Source organism: Occallatibacter sp. (genome assembly GCF_036502485.1).
Taxonomy (GTDB): domain Bacteria; phylum Acidobacteriota; class Terriglobia; order Terriglobales; family Acidobacteriaceae; genus Telmatobacter.
Window position 1 is genome coordinate 1 of record NZ_DASXYM010000149.1, and the last position, 16,169, is coordinate 16,169.

General features: G+C 63.5%; 14 protein-coding genes. 11 read left to right on the forward strand and 3 right to left on the reverse strand.

Going from position 1 to position 16,169, the window contains the following annotated elements:
- Nucleotides 1–375 (forward strand): hypothetical protein (locus VGL22_RS18885; RefSeq protein WP_465268507.1); only part of this gene is annotated, 375 nt, incomplete at its 5' end.
- Between the two features lie 171 nt (nucleotides 376–546).
- Here the strand turns inward: VGL22_RS18885 and VGL22_RS18890 are convergent.
- Nucleotides 547–3,024 (reverse strand): ABC transporter permease, encoded by a 2,478-nt coding sequence (locus VGL22_RS18890; protein ID WP_465268508.1) that lies wholly within the window; start codon nucleotides 3,022–3,024, stop codon nucleotides 547–549.
- Between the two features lie 297 nt (nucleotides 3,025–3,321).
- Between VGL22_RS18890 and VGL22_RS18895 the strand changes: the two genes are divergently transcribed.
- The 8 genes from VGL22_RS18895 (at nucleotide 3,322) to VGL22_RS18930 (ending at nucleotide 11,410) form a co-directional block, all read left to right on the forward strand.
- Nucleotides 3,322–3,717 (forward strand): hypothetical protein, encoded by a 396-nt coding sequence (locus tag VGL22_RS18895; RefSeq protein ID WP_465268509.1) that lies wholly within the window; start codon nucleotides 3,322–3,324, stop codon nucleotides 3,715–3,717.
- The gene (locus VGL22_RS18900) at nucleotides 3,714–6,026 is read left to right on the forward strand and encodes a glycoside hydrolase family 5 protein (protein WP_465268510.1); all 2,313 of its coding nucleotides are present in this window, start codon (nucleotides 3,714–3,716) and stop codon (nucleotides 6,024–6,026) included. Before VGL22_RS18895 ends, VGL22_RS18900 begins: the two co-directional genes overlap by 4 nt.
- Before the next feature lie 150 nt (nucleotides 6,027–6,176).
- On the forward strand, nucleotides 6,177–6,731 hold the full coding sequence (locus tag VGL22_RS18905) for a shikimate kinase (RefSeq protein WP_465268511.1): 555 nt from the start codon (nucleotides 6,177–6,179) through the stop codon (nucleotides 6,729–6,731).
- Nucleotides 6,732–6,941: 210 nt separating this feature from the next.
- Complete coding sequence (gene cyoE / locus VGL22_RS18910) at nucleotides 6,942–7,889, forward strand: heme o synthase (RefSeq protein ID WP_465268512.1); 948 nt, start codon at nucleotides 6,942–6,944, stop codon at nucleotides 7,887–7,889.
- 3 nt (nucleotides 7,890–7,892) lie between these two features.
- Nucleotides 7,893–8,456: a DUF420 domain-containing protein gene (locus VGL22_RS18915; protein WP_465268513.1), complete on the forward strand. Its 564-nt coding sequence runs from the start codon at nucleotides 7,893–7,895 to the stop codon at nucleotides 8,454–8,456.
- 4 nt (nucleotides 8,457–8,460) lie between these two features.
- A complete protein-coding gene (locus tag VGL22_RS18920) occupies nucleotides 8,461–8,739 on the forward strand; it encodes a phage holin family protein (RefSeq protein ID WP_465268514.1) in 279 nt (92 codons plus the stop codon).
- 127 nt (nucleotides 8,740–8,866) lie between these two features.
- The gene (locus VGL22_RS18925; RefSeq protein ID WP_465268515.1) at nucleotides 8,867–10,108 is read left to right on the forward strand and encodes an acyltransferase family protein; all 1,242 of its coding nucleotides are present in this window, start codon (nucleotides 8,867–8,869) and stop codon (nucleotides 10,106–10,108) included.
- A gap of 189 nt (nucleotides 10,109–10,297) precedes the next feature.
- A complete protein-coding gene (locus tag VGL22_RS18930) occupies nucleotides 10,298–11,410 on the forward strand; it encodes a carboxypeptidase-like regulatory domain-containing protein (protein ID WP_465268516.1) in 1,113 nt (370 codons plus the stop codon).
- 1 nt (nucleotide 11,411) lies between these two features.
- Here VGL22_RS18930 and VGL22_RS18935 read toward each other — a convergent pair whose 3' ends face one another.
- Entirely contained in the window at nucleotides 11,412–12,020 is a 609-nt protein-coding gene (locus VGL22_RS18935) for a DUF2231 domain-containing protein (protein WP_465268517.1), read from the reverse strand.
- A 173-nt stretch (nucleotides 12,021–12,193) separates the two neighbouring features.
- Here VGL22_RS18935 and VGL22_RS18940 point away from each other — a divergent pair, with 173 nt between their 5' ends.
- Together VGL22_RS18940 and lptE are read left to right on the forward strand one after the other, a co-directional pair.
- Nucleotides 12,194–13,141 (forward strand): SIR2 family protein, encoded by a 948-nt coding sequence (locus VGL22_RS18940; protein WP_465268518.1) that lies wholly within the window; start codon nucleotides 12,194–12,196, stop codon nucleotides 13,139–13,141.
- 9 nt (nucleotides 13,142–13,150) lie between these two features.
- The gene (gene lptE, locus VGL22_RS18945) at nucleotides 13,151–13,684 is read left to right on the forward strand and encodes an LPS assembly lipoprotein LptE (RefSeq protein ID WP_465268519.1); all 534 of its coding nucleotides are present in this window, start codon (nucleotides 13,151–13,153) and stop codon (nucleotides 13,682–13,684) included.
- A gap of 34 nt (nucleotides 13,685–13,718) precedes the next feature.
- On the opposite strand, the gene VGL22_RS18950 is transcribed toward lptE, so the two are convergent.
- Nucleotides 13,719–16,115 (reverse strand): ABC transporter permease, encoded by a 2,397-nt coding sequence (locus tag VGL22_RS18950; protein ID WP_465268520.1) that lies wholly within the window; start codon nucleotides 16,113–16,115, stop codon nucleotides 13,719–13,721.
- Nucleotides 16,116–16,169 lie beyond the last annotated feature (54 nt).

The window sequence follows — 16,169 nt, forward strand, 5'->3', positions numbered from 1 at the left end:
GTAACCGTGCTCGCGCTGCCTTCCGCATGTACGGCGGGGCACTTTACCGTCACCGTGCTCGGCGCCGCGGGGACCTCAACGGCTGCTGCTTTCCTGGGAGCCACCACTGATCCCACGGGCAACTCGAACGAAGGGGGAGCTCTGAGCTGCGTCATCACCGCGAATAACGGCGCCCCCGTCTCGTGCAGCTCCCCTTCAACGTCCAGCCTGCCTGCCGGAAACTATGTGAACTTCGTGGTGGAACAGTTCACCCATTCGTCGGACTTTTCCGGCGCCCGCGCCTTCATGAGCTTCATCTGCGAGAATCCGGCCGCTTCTTCGGCCGCAGTGCGAGCTGCAAGCCAGTCCGTCAGGAGGACCGACCTCATACCGTAACCAGACACGCTGTCGCCCCCTCGTTTGAGCGGGCGGCAGCGATGCCTGCTTCACTGCGCTCAGCAGGGGCCGGTCGGGATGAGAGCACCTCGAGGTCGCTGCCTCGCGGGTTGGTTGAAGCGGCGCCGGCAGGGAATCTGCCGGTACCCCTATCTCGTTCTCTGAAGCCCCTTACTCCGACCGCAGCGCCGTCACCGGGTTCACCACCGATGCGTTCCGCGAGGGGAGATAACACGCCACCCACGCGACAGCCAGAATGCACGCTGTCGCGGCGGCATACGTCCCAGGATCCACGGGGCTCACCTTGAACAGGATCGACGACATCAGCCGCAGCGCAGCGGCCGAGATCACCAGGCCCGCGGCGACGCCGATCCCCGCAAGCAGCAGCCCCTGCCGCACAAACATGGCGGTAAGCTGCTCCCGCTGCGCGCCCAGCGCCATGCGAATACCGATCTCCCGCGTCCGCTGCGAGACCGCGTACGAGATCACGCCATAGATGCCCACAATGCCGAGGAGCAGCGCCATTCCGCCGGCCACGCACAAGATCACCAGCGTGAATGAAGTCCTCGCCATCGATTTGCGATACAGCTCGCTCACCGTCGTCGTTCCTGCCAGCGGCAGGTCGCCATTAATGGACCACACCGCCCGCTGCACTTCGCTCAGAAAGGCAGCCGATCCCGCACGCGGCGAACGAATCACAAAGGTCACGCCCCGCCGAATCATCTCCTTGTCTCCGTTCATATTGTTCTGGAACAGAGGCCAATAGATGGCCGACACCGCCGGCTTGTCCACGCCGTCATCGTAGATCGGCTTGACCACGCCGATAATCTCCCGCCATTCTTCCGTGTCGCTCTCGCGTACCCGCTTGCCCAGCGCAGATGGGGCGCTGCCCCAATACTCCTTCGCGAAATTCTCGCTGATGATGGCGACGTTGCGTTTGCCGAACTCGTCGTCCCAGGTCATATCCCGGCCTGCCGCCAGCGGCGACCCAATGGTCGAGAAGAACCCCGGGCCGATAAACCGGAATCGCCGCAGAGGCGGCAGTTCGCCTTGCTTATACGTGTGATCCTGCGCGGCCACCGGATTGAAGTTCTCGTTCCCATCCATGGGGACGCCCGTCGAGACCGCGACCGATTGCACTCCCGGCAGCTCCGCAATCTTGTTCTGGATCGACTGCTCCATGCGCAGCACGCGCTGACCCTCGGCGTTGGGAATCTGCGTGTCGGGAATGTAGATGTGAAACGACAGCAGGCTCTGCGGATCGCTGAACCCCGGCGATACCTGCACCAGCGCGCGGAAGGTCCGGATCATCAGGCCCGAACAGATCAGCAGCACCAGCGCCAGCGCCACCTGCACCACAACCAGCGTCTTGCGCGCGCGATGCCGTTCCCGGCTGGCGCTCAGCGCGCGGCCGCCTTCGCGCAGTCCTGTGCTGAGGTGCAGTCCGGAATACTTCAGCACCGGGATGATGCCGATCACCACCGTCACAAACAGCGCCAGCCCCACCGTAAACAGCAGCACATCGACACCGATGCCGATGTCGTGAAGGCGCGGCAGACCTGCCGGCGCAGCGGCCACCAGGATCCGCAGCCCCCCATACGCCAGGCCCAGGCCAGCCACGCTCCCCATCACGCTCAGCACCAGGCTTTCAAACAGCAGCCCCACGGTGATGTGTTTACGGCTGGCGCCCAGAGCGGAGCGAATCGACAGCTCCTGCCTGCGGCCTTCCGCCCGCACCAGCAGCAGGTTAGCTACATTCGCACACGCCACCAGCAGCACCACAACAATGGAACCCATCAGCACCCACAGCACGTTTCCCACGTCGCCGATAACCACCTTCTTCAGCGGCTTCAGCAGCGGCTGGAAATGCGCGGATTCAAACACAGCCTCGCTGAACCCCGGCGGCGAAGGGAAGCTATGCAGGGAGATGGGAATCATGCGCCCCACATCGGCGCTGGCCTGTTCAAGGGTGACCCCCGGCTTGAGCCGTGCCACACCGTTGAAACTGAAATCGCCCAGCATTGTCTTGCTGCGATCGAGCTGGATCGGCACATACAGCGCAGCTTCGTAGTCATCCAGAAATTGAAAATCGCGCGGCAGCACGCCGATAATCTCATGGGCGCTGCCATCGATTGTCATGCTCTGCCCAATCACGCCCTTCGATCCGCCAAACCGCCCCTGCCAATACGCATAGGACAGAATCACGGTCCGGGCGGCGTTCGGTTGATCGTCCTGCCTCGAGAACAGCCGCCCCAGCACAGGCTTGGCGCCGAAGATGGGCAGTGTCCCGTCCGAAACATCCATGCCCTCCACGTGCTCGGGCTGCCCGATTCCAGTCACACTCAGTGAGTCGCCGCGGTAGCAGCCGATGTCCTGGAACGTGGTGCTCTGCTCGCGATAAGTGAAGTACATGAATGCGCCCAGGTTCACTTCCGGCAGGTTCACCCCCGGCGCGGTATGCCACACCCCGATCAGCTGCTCCGGGTGGGGATAGCTCAGGGGCTTCAGCAGCACGCCGTTCACTACGCTGAACACCACCGTATTGGCGCCAATGCCGATCGCCAGCGTTACCAGGGTGATGGCCGTAAACAGAGGAGCCCGCCCCAGACGGCGGAAGACCTGCTTGAATTGATCGTCGAAAAACGCCACGGCGAACCTCCTCTGGTTTTTTGAGCTGGAATCGACCCTGGGCTCCGCTCAACCGGAGCGGGTGAACAGGTATACGCAGCCGGGGCTCCTCTGGTTCGCGCCCGCTGCTCCGCGCAGTGCAGGCCGCTCTCCGACGTGATGCGCAATACATACCGGGCCGCACTCTCGAGAGCCTAATAGGACGTTCTTGCGATAGCATGCTTGCAACTCCGAATCATCAACAGGACACCGGCTCTACAGAAGTGTCTGCCTTGCGAAATCTTCAGGACCAGTGAACGCCAATTTCAGGAATTGACCGTGAAAAAGACCCTTGGACTTCTCTCTCTGCGACTCGCCGGCGCATTTGCCCTTTTCGTCACCGCGTGCGGCGGCAGCGGCAGCAGCAGCACGCCGCCTCCCAGCAATCCAGTGGCGCCCACCGTCACGGTGACCCCCTCCGCGGGCAGCTTCACCACTGCGCAAACGGCCTCTGTCAAAGTGGCTGTCAGCGGAACCAAAGGTACGGCCACCGGCACCGTGACGCTCACCAGCGGCAGCTATTCCTCCAGCGCGACGGCGCTCAGCGCGGGCAGCGCCACGATCCAGGTGGCCGCCGGCGTATTGGCCGCGGGGACCGACACCCTCACCGCAAGCTACGCGCCGGACTCCTCTGCATCGAGCAGTTACACCAGAGTCCCGGCGCCGCCAGTGTGACCGTCACCAAGGCTACGCCGACCGTTACCGTGACCCCTTCCGCCGCCAGCATCACGCCCGCCGGCAGCCTCACCGTAACCGTGAAGGTGAGTGGAGGCAGCGGCGCGCCCACGGCAACCGGCAAAGTCACCCTGACCACCGGCACGTACACATCCGCAGACACGGCGCTCGCCTCGGGTAGCGCCACGATCACGGTTCCAGCCGGATCGCTTTCTCCTGGCAATAACACGCTGGCAGCCACCTATATCCCTGACGCCGCCGGCTCTGCGATTTACGGCGGCGGCGCGGGAACCGCATCCGTGGCGGTCGCCACCATCACGCCAACGTTGAAGCTGACCCCGGCCGCTCCCAGCATCGACACCGAAACCGCGCTCGCGGTGACGGTCGCCGTCGATGGCGGCGCCGGGAACCCCACGCCCACCGGGTCTGTCGCGCTGACCGTCGGCGCCTACACGCCGGCTCCGGCAACGCTCTCCGCCGGCAAAGCGGTCATCACAGTGCCGGCCGGCACTCTCTCCGCTGGTACTCATACGCTCAGCGCAACCTATACGCCCGACGGGGCAAGCACCTCGAGCTATGTTGCCGCCACCCTGACCGCCGACGTCATCGTCTCAAAAGCCATTCCTGCGATTACGGTCACGCCGGCTTCATTCTCTGTGCGCAGCGACCAGGACCTCAAGGTTACGGTCGCCGTTGCAGGGCCCGCAGGCGCCCCCGGCCCAACCGGCTCCGTCATCCTGAACCAGGGCAAGTATCATTCCGCCTCAACGGTGCTCGCCGCCGGCAGCGCCACGGTCACGATACCCGCAGGGACGCTGGCCGCGGGTACCATCACTCTCTCCGCCGACTACACCGTCGATTCAGCCAGCGCCCCCATTTACACGTCGGCCACCGGCAGTTCGGCCGCCCTCACCGTGGTCGCGGTGGCCGTCATCACTGTGAATCAGGGCGTAAGCGGTCCAAAGATCACCGACAAACTACTGGGCATGAACGTGGCCGACTGGTACGACCCGACCGATCCCGCCATCATCCCGGCCTTCCAGGCGGCAGGCATCAAGTCCATCCGCTGGCCGGGCGGCTCGTGGTCTGACGATTACCACTGGAAGACCAACTCCATGTGCACCGGCACGCCCCTGGCGCCCGGCGGCTGGGCACATCCCAACGGCGTTTACCAGAACATCATCAACGACCTCGAAATCCCTGGCGGCTTCGATGTCGCCCTCACCGCCAACTATGGGACGGACTCTACCTGCACCAAGGGCGGCGATCCGACCGAAGCCGCCGACTGGCACACCTACGCAGAAGCCCACGGCGGCAAGGTCAGCCACATGACTGTGGGCAATGAGAACTATGGGAGTTGGGAGACGGACCTTCACGCCAAGCCCAATGATCCAACCACCTATGCCGACGCTGCCGCCAACGGCTATTACCCCGGCATCAAGGCAGTCGACAAGAACGTGCTGGTCGGGGTAGTCGCTAACCCGGGCAATAATCCCGATTGGGACACCATCGTGCTCTCCAAGGCGAAATACGATTTCGTCGAGTTCCATTACTATCCGCAGGGGCCTGGGCAGGAAAGCGACACCTACCTCACCGAAAAGGCGGCGCAGGACCTGACGGCGCAGATTGAGAAGCTCAAGGCGGAGTTGAAGACCGCGGCAAAACCGGACACACCAATTTATGTGGGCGAGATCGGGTCGGTTTACACCAATCCCGGCAAACAAAGCTGGTCTATCACCCAGGGGCTCTACGCCGGGCAGGCGCTGGGCGAAATGATGAATGAAGGGGTCTCTCGCCTGACCTGGTGGATCGGGTTCGGGAACTGCAATGGCGGCAGCGGAAACTTAGATCCGTCTCTCTACGGGTGGCAGACGTTCGGCGCCTACAACGTGTTTTCCGACGGCGCCAACGACGGCGCCTGTCCCAACGCCGGGCCCGATGGAAGCATGTCCCCCACCGCCCGCGCTTTCCAGTTGTTCAGCAATGTGATTGTGGAAGGCGAGAGCGTGCTGCCCGCCACGGTGGGCGCCGGCAATCCCACGGTGCGCGCCTATGCAGCCACGCATAGCGGCGGCACCGCACTTGTGCTCTTCAACCTGGATGGAAGCGCCAGCGCCCAGGTGAACGTCAAACTATCCACGCAATCCTCCAGCACCGGCGTGAAGGTGATCACCTACAGCAAGGCGATCTACGACACCTCCAGGAACAACAAGTGGGATCCCCCCACGACCACGGACATGGGCGCGCAAAGTCTGCCTCTCAGCCTCACGCTCGCCCCGTGGAGCATGAACGTGGTCCTCATCAAGTAACCGCCCCATCGGGAGGGGGACGCGCACCGCGTTTCCCCTCTGCGATCAACACGCGCTCACCCTCCGGGAGCAAAGCTTCCCGCGTCGCGCGGGCCCGGAGGGACATGCAGACGATATTCTGTGGCCATGACTGGACCTGATTCTGTGGCCATGACTGGACCTGCGGGAACGAAGGGCGTGTTCGCGGCGCCGGTGCGGCGCATTGTGCTCACGGGGTTCATGGGATCGGGAAAAAGCACGGTAGGGCCGCTCGTCGCAGCGCGGCTGGGATGGCGTTTTCTGGATGCGGACGATGTGATCGTGGCCGCGGCGCACATGCCCATCAGCCAGTTCTTTGCCGAGCACGGCGAGCCTGCGTTCCGCGAGACTGAACGGCAGACCATCGCCCGGCTGGCCGGCGAGGATGGGTTGGTACTGGCCCTGGGCGGAGGAGCGATCGAGGATGCTGGCACCCGCAGACTGCTGCTGACGCTGGAATGCACCCTGCTCGTCCACCTGGAGGTGGCGCTTGAGACCACCCTCACCCGCTGCGGCAGCGCCGACCCCACCCGGCCAGTGCTGGCGGATCGGGCTAACCTGGCAACCCGTTATGAGCGACGCCTGCCCCTCTACCGCGAGGCGCATCTATCGATAGCCGCGGACAGCCTGACGCCCGACGAGGTAGCGGCTGCCATCGTAAAGGCCGTAAGCGGCCTGGCTTCATAGTCGGCCTTTTGCCCCGCGGCTTCGGATCGCCTCACAAGCAGTTCAGGACCCGGCTTGTTATGATGAAGGAAGCTGCGCGACAGCGCAGACGGCCCCGAACGGCATGGGGCACTTCCCACCGAGGTATTTCTTCTCGCCAGAATGGCGCCCCAGACAGCAATCCCGGTCAATATGGGCCCCGCTCCGAGTGGCCCGGCGGCGGCTGGCTCGATGCCGAGCGCGCAGGAACACCACCATCTCGCGGTCCCGCAGCCGGGCGTAACGGCGCGACTGATCTCGGATCTGCGCGAGTTCTTCAAGGTCCGGGTAACCGGGCTGGTAGTGGTTACGGGCTGGGCGGGGTTCTACCTGGGGTCGATGCAGTCAGGCATTTCGACGCTGCAGCGTGGACTGCTCGACACCCTCATCGGGATCGGGCTGGTCTCCGCCGGAGCGGGCGCTCTGAACCAGTGCCTGGAGCGGCGCACGGACGCGAAGATGAAGCGCACCGCGGATCGGCCGCTGGCCGCGGGCCGGTATCCACTGGCCCTGGGAGTGGCAGCCGGACTGGGCGCGCTGGCGCTGGGCGGCGGCTGGCTGCTGCTGCATACCAACCTGCTTACGGTGGCCCTGGCGCTCCTGACGGCCTTCACCTACGTGGCGGTGTATACCCCGCTGAAACGCGTGACAACCCTGGCGACCTTCATTGGCGCATTTCCCGGCGCCATGGGGCCCATGCTGGGCTGGACGGCGGCGCGCGGGCGCATCGAGTGGCCGGCCGCGGCGCTTTTTGCAATTCTGTTTGTGTGGCAGTTCCCGCACTTCATGGCTATCGCCTGGATGTACCGGGATGACTACGCCAAGGCCGGGATCAAAATGCTGCCGGTGGTGCAGCCGGACGGATGGTCGACGTTCATCGAAGCGCTGTTCTACGCCGTGCTGATGATTCCGGTGAGCCTGGCGCCGTGGCGTCTGGGCGTAGCCGGCTTGACGTACGCCGTGGTTGCCGGCGCGCTGGGAGTGCTTTATCTCGCCTACACCATTCGGTTCGGTGGCATCCTGCGCACCACGGACGCGGCTCGTAGCCGCATGCTGGCGCGGGATCTGCTGAAGGTAAGCGTGATTTATCTGCCGCTGCTTATGACCACCCTGATGCTGTGCGCAATCGGAAAGCACTAGATCATGACCACCATTGCACAGACCTCGAAGCGTCCCGGAGCCGCGACCGGCGGCGTCCTGGCGATCATCGCCGTAAGCCTGGCAGCCACGCTGTTCCTGTTCTGGCTGATTTATGTGCATCCAGCCGCCGACCAGGGCGGCACGCGCATGGCTTTTCTTCCGGCCATGAATGCCGTGCTGAACGGCGCCAGCGCCACCGCGCTGCTCATCGGGTTCCTGTTCATCCGGTCACGCAAGATCGACGCGCATCGGCGATCGATGATCACGGCGTTTGGATTTTCCACGCTGTTCCTGATCGGGTACATCGCGCACCACGCGCTGCATGGAGATGTGCGCTACCCCCTGCACGCAGCCTATCGCGGACCTTACCTCTCGTTGCTGACCAGCCACATTGTGTTATCCGCGCTGGCGCTGCCCATGATCCTGATCACGTTTTTTCTGTCGCTGACGCGGCGCTTCCCGCAGCACCGCAAGCTGGCGCGGTGGACGTTTCCGATCTGGCTGTACGTGTCGGTCACCGGCGTGATCACCTACGTCATGCTGCGCCTCGCCATGAGCGGGAGTTAGCAGAATGCCAATGGTGGAGCGCGCGCCAATCAAGTCGAGCCAGATGACCGATGGGACCCCTGAACTGCTGCGCTGGGGCGGGTCGACTGTGGGTGCCGGCGTGCTGGCCCTTCTGCTGTTGGTGACATTGTTCGGGGGCGTGACGCGCACGGGCGCCCACTCCACCCCCGGATGGCTGGCGCTCCTTGTCGCGCTGATGTGCATTCCGTTCGGAGGGCTCTTGCTGCTGCTGGGAATTGCCAAGTGGCTGCGCAACCGCTCTCTTCCGCGCGACAAGCGCTGACAGGTGAGCTGCGCAGTCGCGCAGCGGCACGCGCCTTTCATTCGCCCTTGTCCCACCTGAGGTTCCTCGCATATGGTAGTTGCCACGCGCGCATCCGCCCACATGCCGCGTTGAGGAGTCCCCCAGGATGTCTGTTGCCGGCGCCCAACCCGCAGGCGTGCTGCAAGCCAGCCGCATCAATTCCACAGTCTCTGCGCCCCCGCTGGTCCGCAACATCGCCGTGGATGCCTACCGCGGACTGGTCATGCTGCTGATGATGGGCGAAGTCCTGCGTTTCGCCGCAATCGCGCGCGCCTTTCCGGCCAGCACCTTCTGGAGCATCCTCGCCTGGAACCAGACCCACGTGGAGTGGGCCGGCATGAGCCTCCATGACACCATTCAGCCGGGCTTCACCTTCCTCGCCGGCGTTGCTCTTCCCTACTCCATCCGCAGCCGCATGCGCAAAGGCGAAAGCTTCCCGCACATGCTCTTCCACACCATCCTGCGCAGCTTCATTCTTATCGCGCTGGGCATCTTCCTCCGGTCCACCGCGGGCCCCACCACCTACTTCACGTTTGAAGACACGCTCACCCAGATCGGCCTCGGTTATACCTTCGCGTTTCTTCTCGCATTCGCAAAGCCGCGCTGGCAGTGGATCGCCACCGGAGCCATTCTCTTCGCCTATTGGCTCGCGTGGTCGCTCTATCCGGCGCCCGGCGCAAACTTCAACTGGGCCGCTGCGGGCGTCTCCCCTGAATGGCATGAGCACCTCTACTCCGGCTTTGCAGCGCACTGGAACAAGAACAGCAACCTCGGCCAGGCCTTCGACGTGTGGTTCCTCAATCTGTTTCCGCGCACCAGTCCCTTCCGCTTCAACGAGGGCGGCTATCTTACCCTCAGCTTCATCCCCACCCTTGGAACCATGCTGCTCGGCCTCATCGCCGGCCGCTGGTTCACTGAGGCGGCTCCCAGGATCCCGCTGCGCAAATTCCTCATCGCCGCGGCCTCCATGATCGCCCTCGGGTGCCTCTTCCACTTCACCGGGATCTGCCCCATCGTCAAGCGCATCTGGACACCTTCCTGGACGCTCTTCTCCGGCGGGGTCTGCTTCCTCTTCCTCGCCGCGTTCTCGTGGATCATCGATGTGAAGGGTAATCGCCGCATCGCCCTTCCGCTCGTGGTCGTCGGCATGAACTCCATCGCCGCATATCTCATGGCACACCTCTGGGAAGAGTTCATCCAGAACACCTTCCGCATCCACCTTGGGCCGCCCGTGCTCAACCTCTTCGGCACCGCCTTCGAACCGCTATTCCTGGGCGCGCTCACACTTCTCGCGTATTGGCTCCTCCTCTTCTGGATGTACCGGCGAAAGATATTCCTCCGCATCTGACCGTGCAGCAGAACATCCGGCAAACCGTCACGCGCGATGCCCCTGGCTCCGCAAATGTTGCCTTCTAGCCGCCGCAGCGTGGCGTGCGGGCGCGCAGAATGAAGCAAACTTCATCCACACTCGCAGATACCTTGACCAATACATCCCGTCCAAGCTCTGAGCCATCCTTCCCTATGGAGGTCTTATCGCTTGCGGATCAACGCCCGACAGATTCACTGGGCCATTCTTATTGGATTGGTACTTCTTTTCGCTTCGCCTCAGCGCAGCTTCGCACAGGTGCACCAGCCGTCTGTCGACAATCTGAACGCTCTTCCCGATGCTCCGCAGCCGCAACAGGCGGTGGCGCAGCAACCCGTTCCCAACCCACAGCCGGCCGCAACCGCTACACTCTCCGGCACAGTTCTCGACACCAACGGCACCGTCATCCAGGGCGCGCGCGTCGTCTTGAACCCCAAATCCGGTGGGCAAGCTCGGACGATCCAAACCGGAGGCGATGGTCAGTTCGTCTTCCGTACATTGCCGGCCGGCTCTTACACGCTCACCGTCACCGGACAAGGCTTGTCCACCTACAGTTCCCCGCAGATCGACCTCGAGCCCGGCGCAGTGCTCATCCTGCCTACCATTACGCTTTCCATCCAGGCAACCAGCACCAGCGTCACCGTCACAGCGGATAATGACCAACTCGCGGAAGAGCAGGTTCAGATTGCCGTCCAGCAGCGCGTTCTCAGCGTGATTCCCAACTTCTACACCACGTACGACTGGAACGCACCCCCCATGCAGGCAAAGCAGAAGTTCAAGCTCAGCGTGCACGCCATGTTTGACCCCACCGCGTTTGTCATCATTGCCGGAGTTGCCGGCGCCGAGCAGTACAAAGACGTCTATCCGGGCTTTGGCCGCGGCTGGGAGGGCTATGGCAAGCGCTATGGCGCGACCTTCGCCAATCACGTCAGTGACCAGTTCTTCGCGCATGCGCTTTATGCGTCCATCTTCCACCAGGACCCACGCTACTTCTACAAAGGCAAAGGCAGTGTCTCCTCGCGCGCCCTTTACGCCATGTCCGCCGCGGTCATCGCGCGCGGCGACGATGGCCGCTGGAAGCCGAACTACTCCAGCGTGCTGGGCAAGCTCACCTCGGGCGCGTTGTCCAACCTGTATTTTCCGGAATCGGACCGCGGCGCAAACCTTGTGTTCTTCAACGCGATGACGGAGATCGGCTCCGACGCGGTTGAAAACCTCCTTGAGGAATTCCTCCTCAAGAACCTCACCTCGCACGCGCCCAAAGGAGCACAGGGCGGACCATAAATCAGATTCCCGTTCCGCCCTCTTCCGGTTGCCGGGTAGCACTGCCGCGATCCATTCCGATCTTGTGCTCGTAGACTAGATTGCCGCCCAGGTGGGCGGATAGAAACACGACGGCAAAGCCAATGCCGGCCAGGGCGCGCCCGTTGTTGCGGTTCCGCTTGCGCACCAACGCGGATGCCGTAAACAAAGCTGTCGCGCCGATGTTAAGCAGCGCATGGACTGCGCCTACGCGGCGGGGTCGCGGCTGGTCGATGTACGCCCAGTCCGCCATTCCCGTTGCGGCCGCCGCCAGTGCGCCCAGTAGCCCAAGCCACAACGTCGCATCCGCAGCCCGATCGATGCCCGTGCCCGGGTACATCGCTGCCATCGAATCCAGCGTGACCGTCGCCGCCCAGGCGCCCACCGGCACATCGGTAATGGCCGCGTGCAGCGGCTCGTGCAGCCACTCCCCTTGCAGGAACGACCGCACCCCGTCACCCGCCGGGCCCAGCAGCTCAAATGCCGAGTGGATCGCTCCCTGCGCGGTTTGTTCCACCTCCGGACGAATCCAGTCCTGGCGCTCTGCCCAGCGCGCCACCGGATCCCGGCTCACTGCAATCTCATCGCCCATGCTTACTCCGCTACTCGTCTTGTTCTCGCTGCCGGTCCTTCGATTTCTGCTTGGATGCGATTCGTCGCGCATCGGCTAATCGGAACCATCCAAGCCACGCAACGGCTGTTTGCCGCTCCCGCATCCTATCCGGTTGCGATGCTGTAGCCTCCGCGCACCGCACAAATTCGCCGATGGCCCGCAAATCCGCACACACGTCTCACCACCCCGCCCTCCAGCATGAGTTGCTTCCGCTGGTCGAGGCGGCTGCGAAACGCCGCCTCATCCTCTTCGTCGGAGGAGGGGTTTCGCAGAACCTCGGCCTGCCCGACTTCAGGACCCTCGTTGAGCACATGGCATCCGCCCTCGGCCTGCGCGGCAAATATGCGGTGGGTGAATACTCCGTCATCGCCGAGGCCCTTCACATCAAGCACGCCCAACTCGGCGCCCTGCGCAGTTGGATGGACACCACCTGGCACCCGCCCACCATCGACATCGCCAAATCCGACCTGCACAACATCATCGTCGACCTCGAATTCCCCACCATCTACACCACGAATTACGATCGCTGGCTGGAGCGCAGCTTTGAAGCGCGCCGCATGCCCTTCCACAAGATCACCAACGCCGCAGACTTGACCGTCCCCGCGGACGATCGCACGGAAATCATCAAATTCCACGGCGACTTTCAGGACGACGACTCGCTCGTGCTCACCGAAAGCAGCTATTTCCAGCGCATGCTTTTCGAGACTCCGCTCGACATCCGGCTGCGATCCGACTCCCTGGCACGCCCGCTGCTCTTCGTCGGCTACAGCCTGCACGACATCAACACTCGTTATCTGCTCTTCCGTCTTCAGGAGCTTTGGAAGAACTCTCCGCATGCCGACCGACGGCCGAGTTCCTACATCCTGATGACAGAACGCGATGAGGCGCAGGAGATCGTGCTGAAGCATCGGGGCGTGTTGCCCATCCCCCTCGAAGGCCCCAGCCCCGGAGCCGCCACTACCCAGTTCCTGCGCAACCTGCTCAAGGACGTCGAGCGCCTGCGGAAGGGGCGCAATCGGGCGCAGGTTCGATCGCGCGTTAACGCCGCTGCGCATCCAGTGAAGAAGCGCAACAGCGCCGCTCGCCGATCATCCGATTAAGATGAAGGCATGCGCACATCGTTCCCGGCATCGTGCCTCGCGTGTTGCCTCTTAGTCGGGCTGGTCTTCACCGGCTGCGGCTATCACTCGCTGGGCGCAGCCACTCATCTCCCGCCGGACGTGCACACACTCGCCATTCCTCAGTTCGCCACGCGTTCTGAGGCCTACCACACCGACACCGCCATGACCCAGGCCGTGATCCGCGAATTTGTCGCGCGCACGCGCCTGCACGTGACCCCCTCCGACAGCGGAGATTCCGATGCAGTCCTCCACGGCACCATCCTCGAGCAGACCGTCACTCCCCTCACCTACAACACCAACACGCAGCAGTCTTCAAGCTTCCTCATCACCCTCGTTGTGGCAGTCACGCTGAGTTCGCATGATGGCCGCGTGCTCTACCAGAACAAGAACTACGTCTTCCGTCAGCAGTATCAGTCCACCACGGATCTCGCCACCTTCATCGACGAAAGCCCCGCTGCTGAAGAACGCCTCAGCCGCGACTTCGCACGCGCCCTGGTAGCCGACGTGATCGAAAGCCTCTGATACAAGCCGCGCATGCGCGATGAACCAGGCGCGCTTATTCGTAGCGAATGGCCTTCACCGGATCAAGCGCGGCAGCACGACGCGCCGGCAGCCAGCAGGCAAACACTCCCACGCTCACCAGAACCGCGGCCACTGACAGGAAGACCGCCGGGTCCGCCGTAGAGATACCCAATGGCAGCGCGGCCAGCAGGCGCACGGCAGGGATCGCCAGCCCCAGCCCCAGGGCGAGCCCCGCGCCAATCTGCCACAGGCCGCGTTTCATCACCAGCATCAGTATGTTGCGCACGCTGGCGCCCAGCGCCATGCGCACGCCGATCTCCTGCGTACGCCGGCTTCCCGCATTGGCAATCACCGCATAGATGCCCACCGACGCCATCACCAGGCCGATCAGGGCGAAGGCTCCGAACAGTTTGCCGAAGACGCGCAGGAACCATGTCTGGTGTTCGAGCGCCGCGCTCAGTGAAGAAACGTCTCGCAGGGGCAGTTCGGCGTCAAGGCTCTGCACCGCCCCGCGGATCGCCGCCGCAGGATCGCCGGAGGACACCACCGCGACCGTCATTCCGTCCCAGCCCTCCTGCCGATAGGGCGTAAAGATCAGCGGCTTGGGATCGTTCGACATGCGCTCCTGAATCATGTTCTCCGCGATGCCCACCACCGCGATCCATTCCGTGGGCTTGTTCTGATCGTCGAACAGGCGGAAGCGCCTGCCCACTGGATCCTGCCCCGGCCAGAAGTGCGCCGCGGCCTCGCGCGTAAGAATCGCGGACGCGTGTTTTGGCGCGCCGTCGTTGGCATTGAAGTCGCGCCCTTCCAGCAGCGGAAGATGAATCGCCTCGAAATAGCCCGGCGACTGCGCGATATACGACACCCACGGCCGCCGCGAAGCTTCCCCGACCGGCGCGTGTTCCACCTCGATCTGCTTGCGCGCCGCACCAAATCCGGGTGGATTCGACACCAGCGCTACATGACTGACGCCGGGAATAGCCTTCAGCCGCGGCAGCAGTTGATCATAGAACCGAAGCCGGGCGTCCGTGTCTTTGTAGCGCAGATCAGGCAGGCTGATGCGCGCTGTGGTCAACTGCGCAGCCGGGATCGCTGGATTAATCGTCAGGCTGGCGAGCAGGCTGTGGACAAAGATGCCGGCTCCGCTCAGAAGCACCAGCGTGAGCGCAAACTGCAACACCACCAGAATCCCCGTAAGCCAGCCTTCTCCCTTCCTGCCGGCGCTGCGGGCGCCATCCTTCAGCACGTCATTGAGATTGATCCGTGAAGCGCGCAGCGCGGGCGCGGTACCAAACAGCAATCCGCTCAGGATGCACAACGCCGCGAAGTAACCAAACACGCTCCAGTCCATGGTGAACGCAATCCACGACGGCCGGATGTCCCCGGTGGAGAGATCGAACCAGTGCACTCCCAACAGCGCCAGCCCCATCCCCGCCACTCCGCCCAGCACGCTCAGCATCACGCTTTCAATCAGAAGCTGGCGCACCACGCGCCACCGCGAAGCCCCCAGCGCCGTGCGGATCGACAGTTCGCGGCTGCGCGTCAGCGCGCGGCTCAGCATCATGTTGGCCACATCGGCGCAGGCAATCAGAAGCACAAAGCCCACCGCGGCCAGCATCAGCAGGAAAATCACGCGAATCTCGCCGCCGTTGTAGCGATCATGAAACGTGAGCACGCTCGCTCCCATGTCCTTATCGACCGGGTACTGAGCGGCGAGCCGGTGGGCAATGCCGTCGAACTCCGCCGACGCCTGCTGCAGGCTGACGCCCCGCTTCAGAATGCCGTAGCCCATCATGTGGCGCTCTTCGCGCTTCTGAAGCTCCGCCGTCGGCACCAGCGGAACCCACATGTCCACGCCGCTGGCAAACCTGAACCCCTTCGGCATCACCCCCACAATCGTGGCCGGCTGGCCGTTCACGCGCACCGCTCGGCCAATGACGTTCGCAGCGCCGCCATAGCGGTCCTTCCAGATGCCGTAACCGATCACGACCACCGGATCGGCTCCCGGCTTTTCATCGCCTGCAACAAAGCCGCGCCCCAGGATCGCAGTAGTGTGCAACATGGAGAACATCCCCGCCGTCGCGCGCTGCAAATGATAGGACTGCGGCGGATTGCCGCTTTCGCTCAGAACGCCTTCTTCGTCAATACCGCCCTCGAACGCCTCGAAGGACGAGGACTGCGCACGATAATCCATGAAGTCGGGCAGCGACATGCGCTCGAATCCATGGCTCGCCGCCGCATTGCTGCTGAGGACTGAAACCAGCCGCGCTCCGCCCGGCACCGGTACAGGCTTGAACAACACAGCATTGATCAGCGTGAACACCATGGTGTTGAGCCCGATCCCAAGCGCAAGCGTGACCACCACGGCAGCCGAGAACCACCGGTGTGACAAGACCATTCGCAAGGCGAAGCGCAGGTCGTTTCTCATGATGTCTCCCTACGGGAAGACGATCGGGCAGGTTCCGCCGTTAACGCGGAGAGA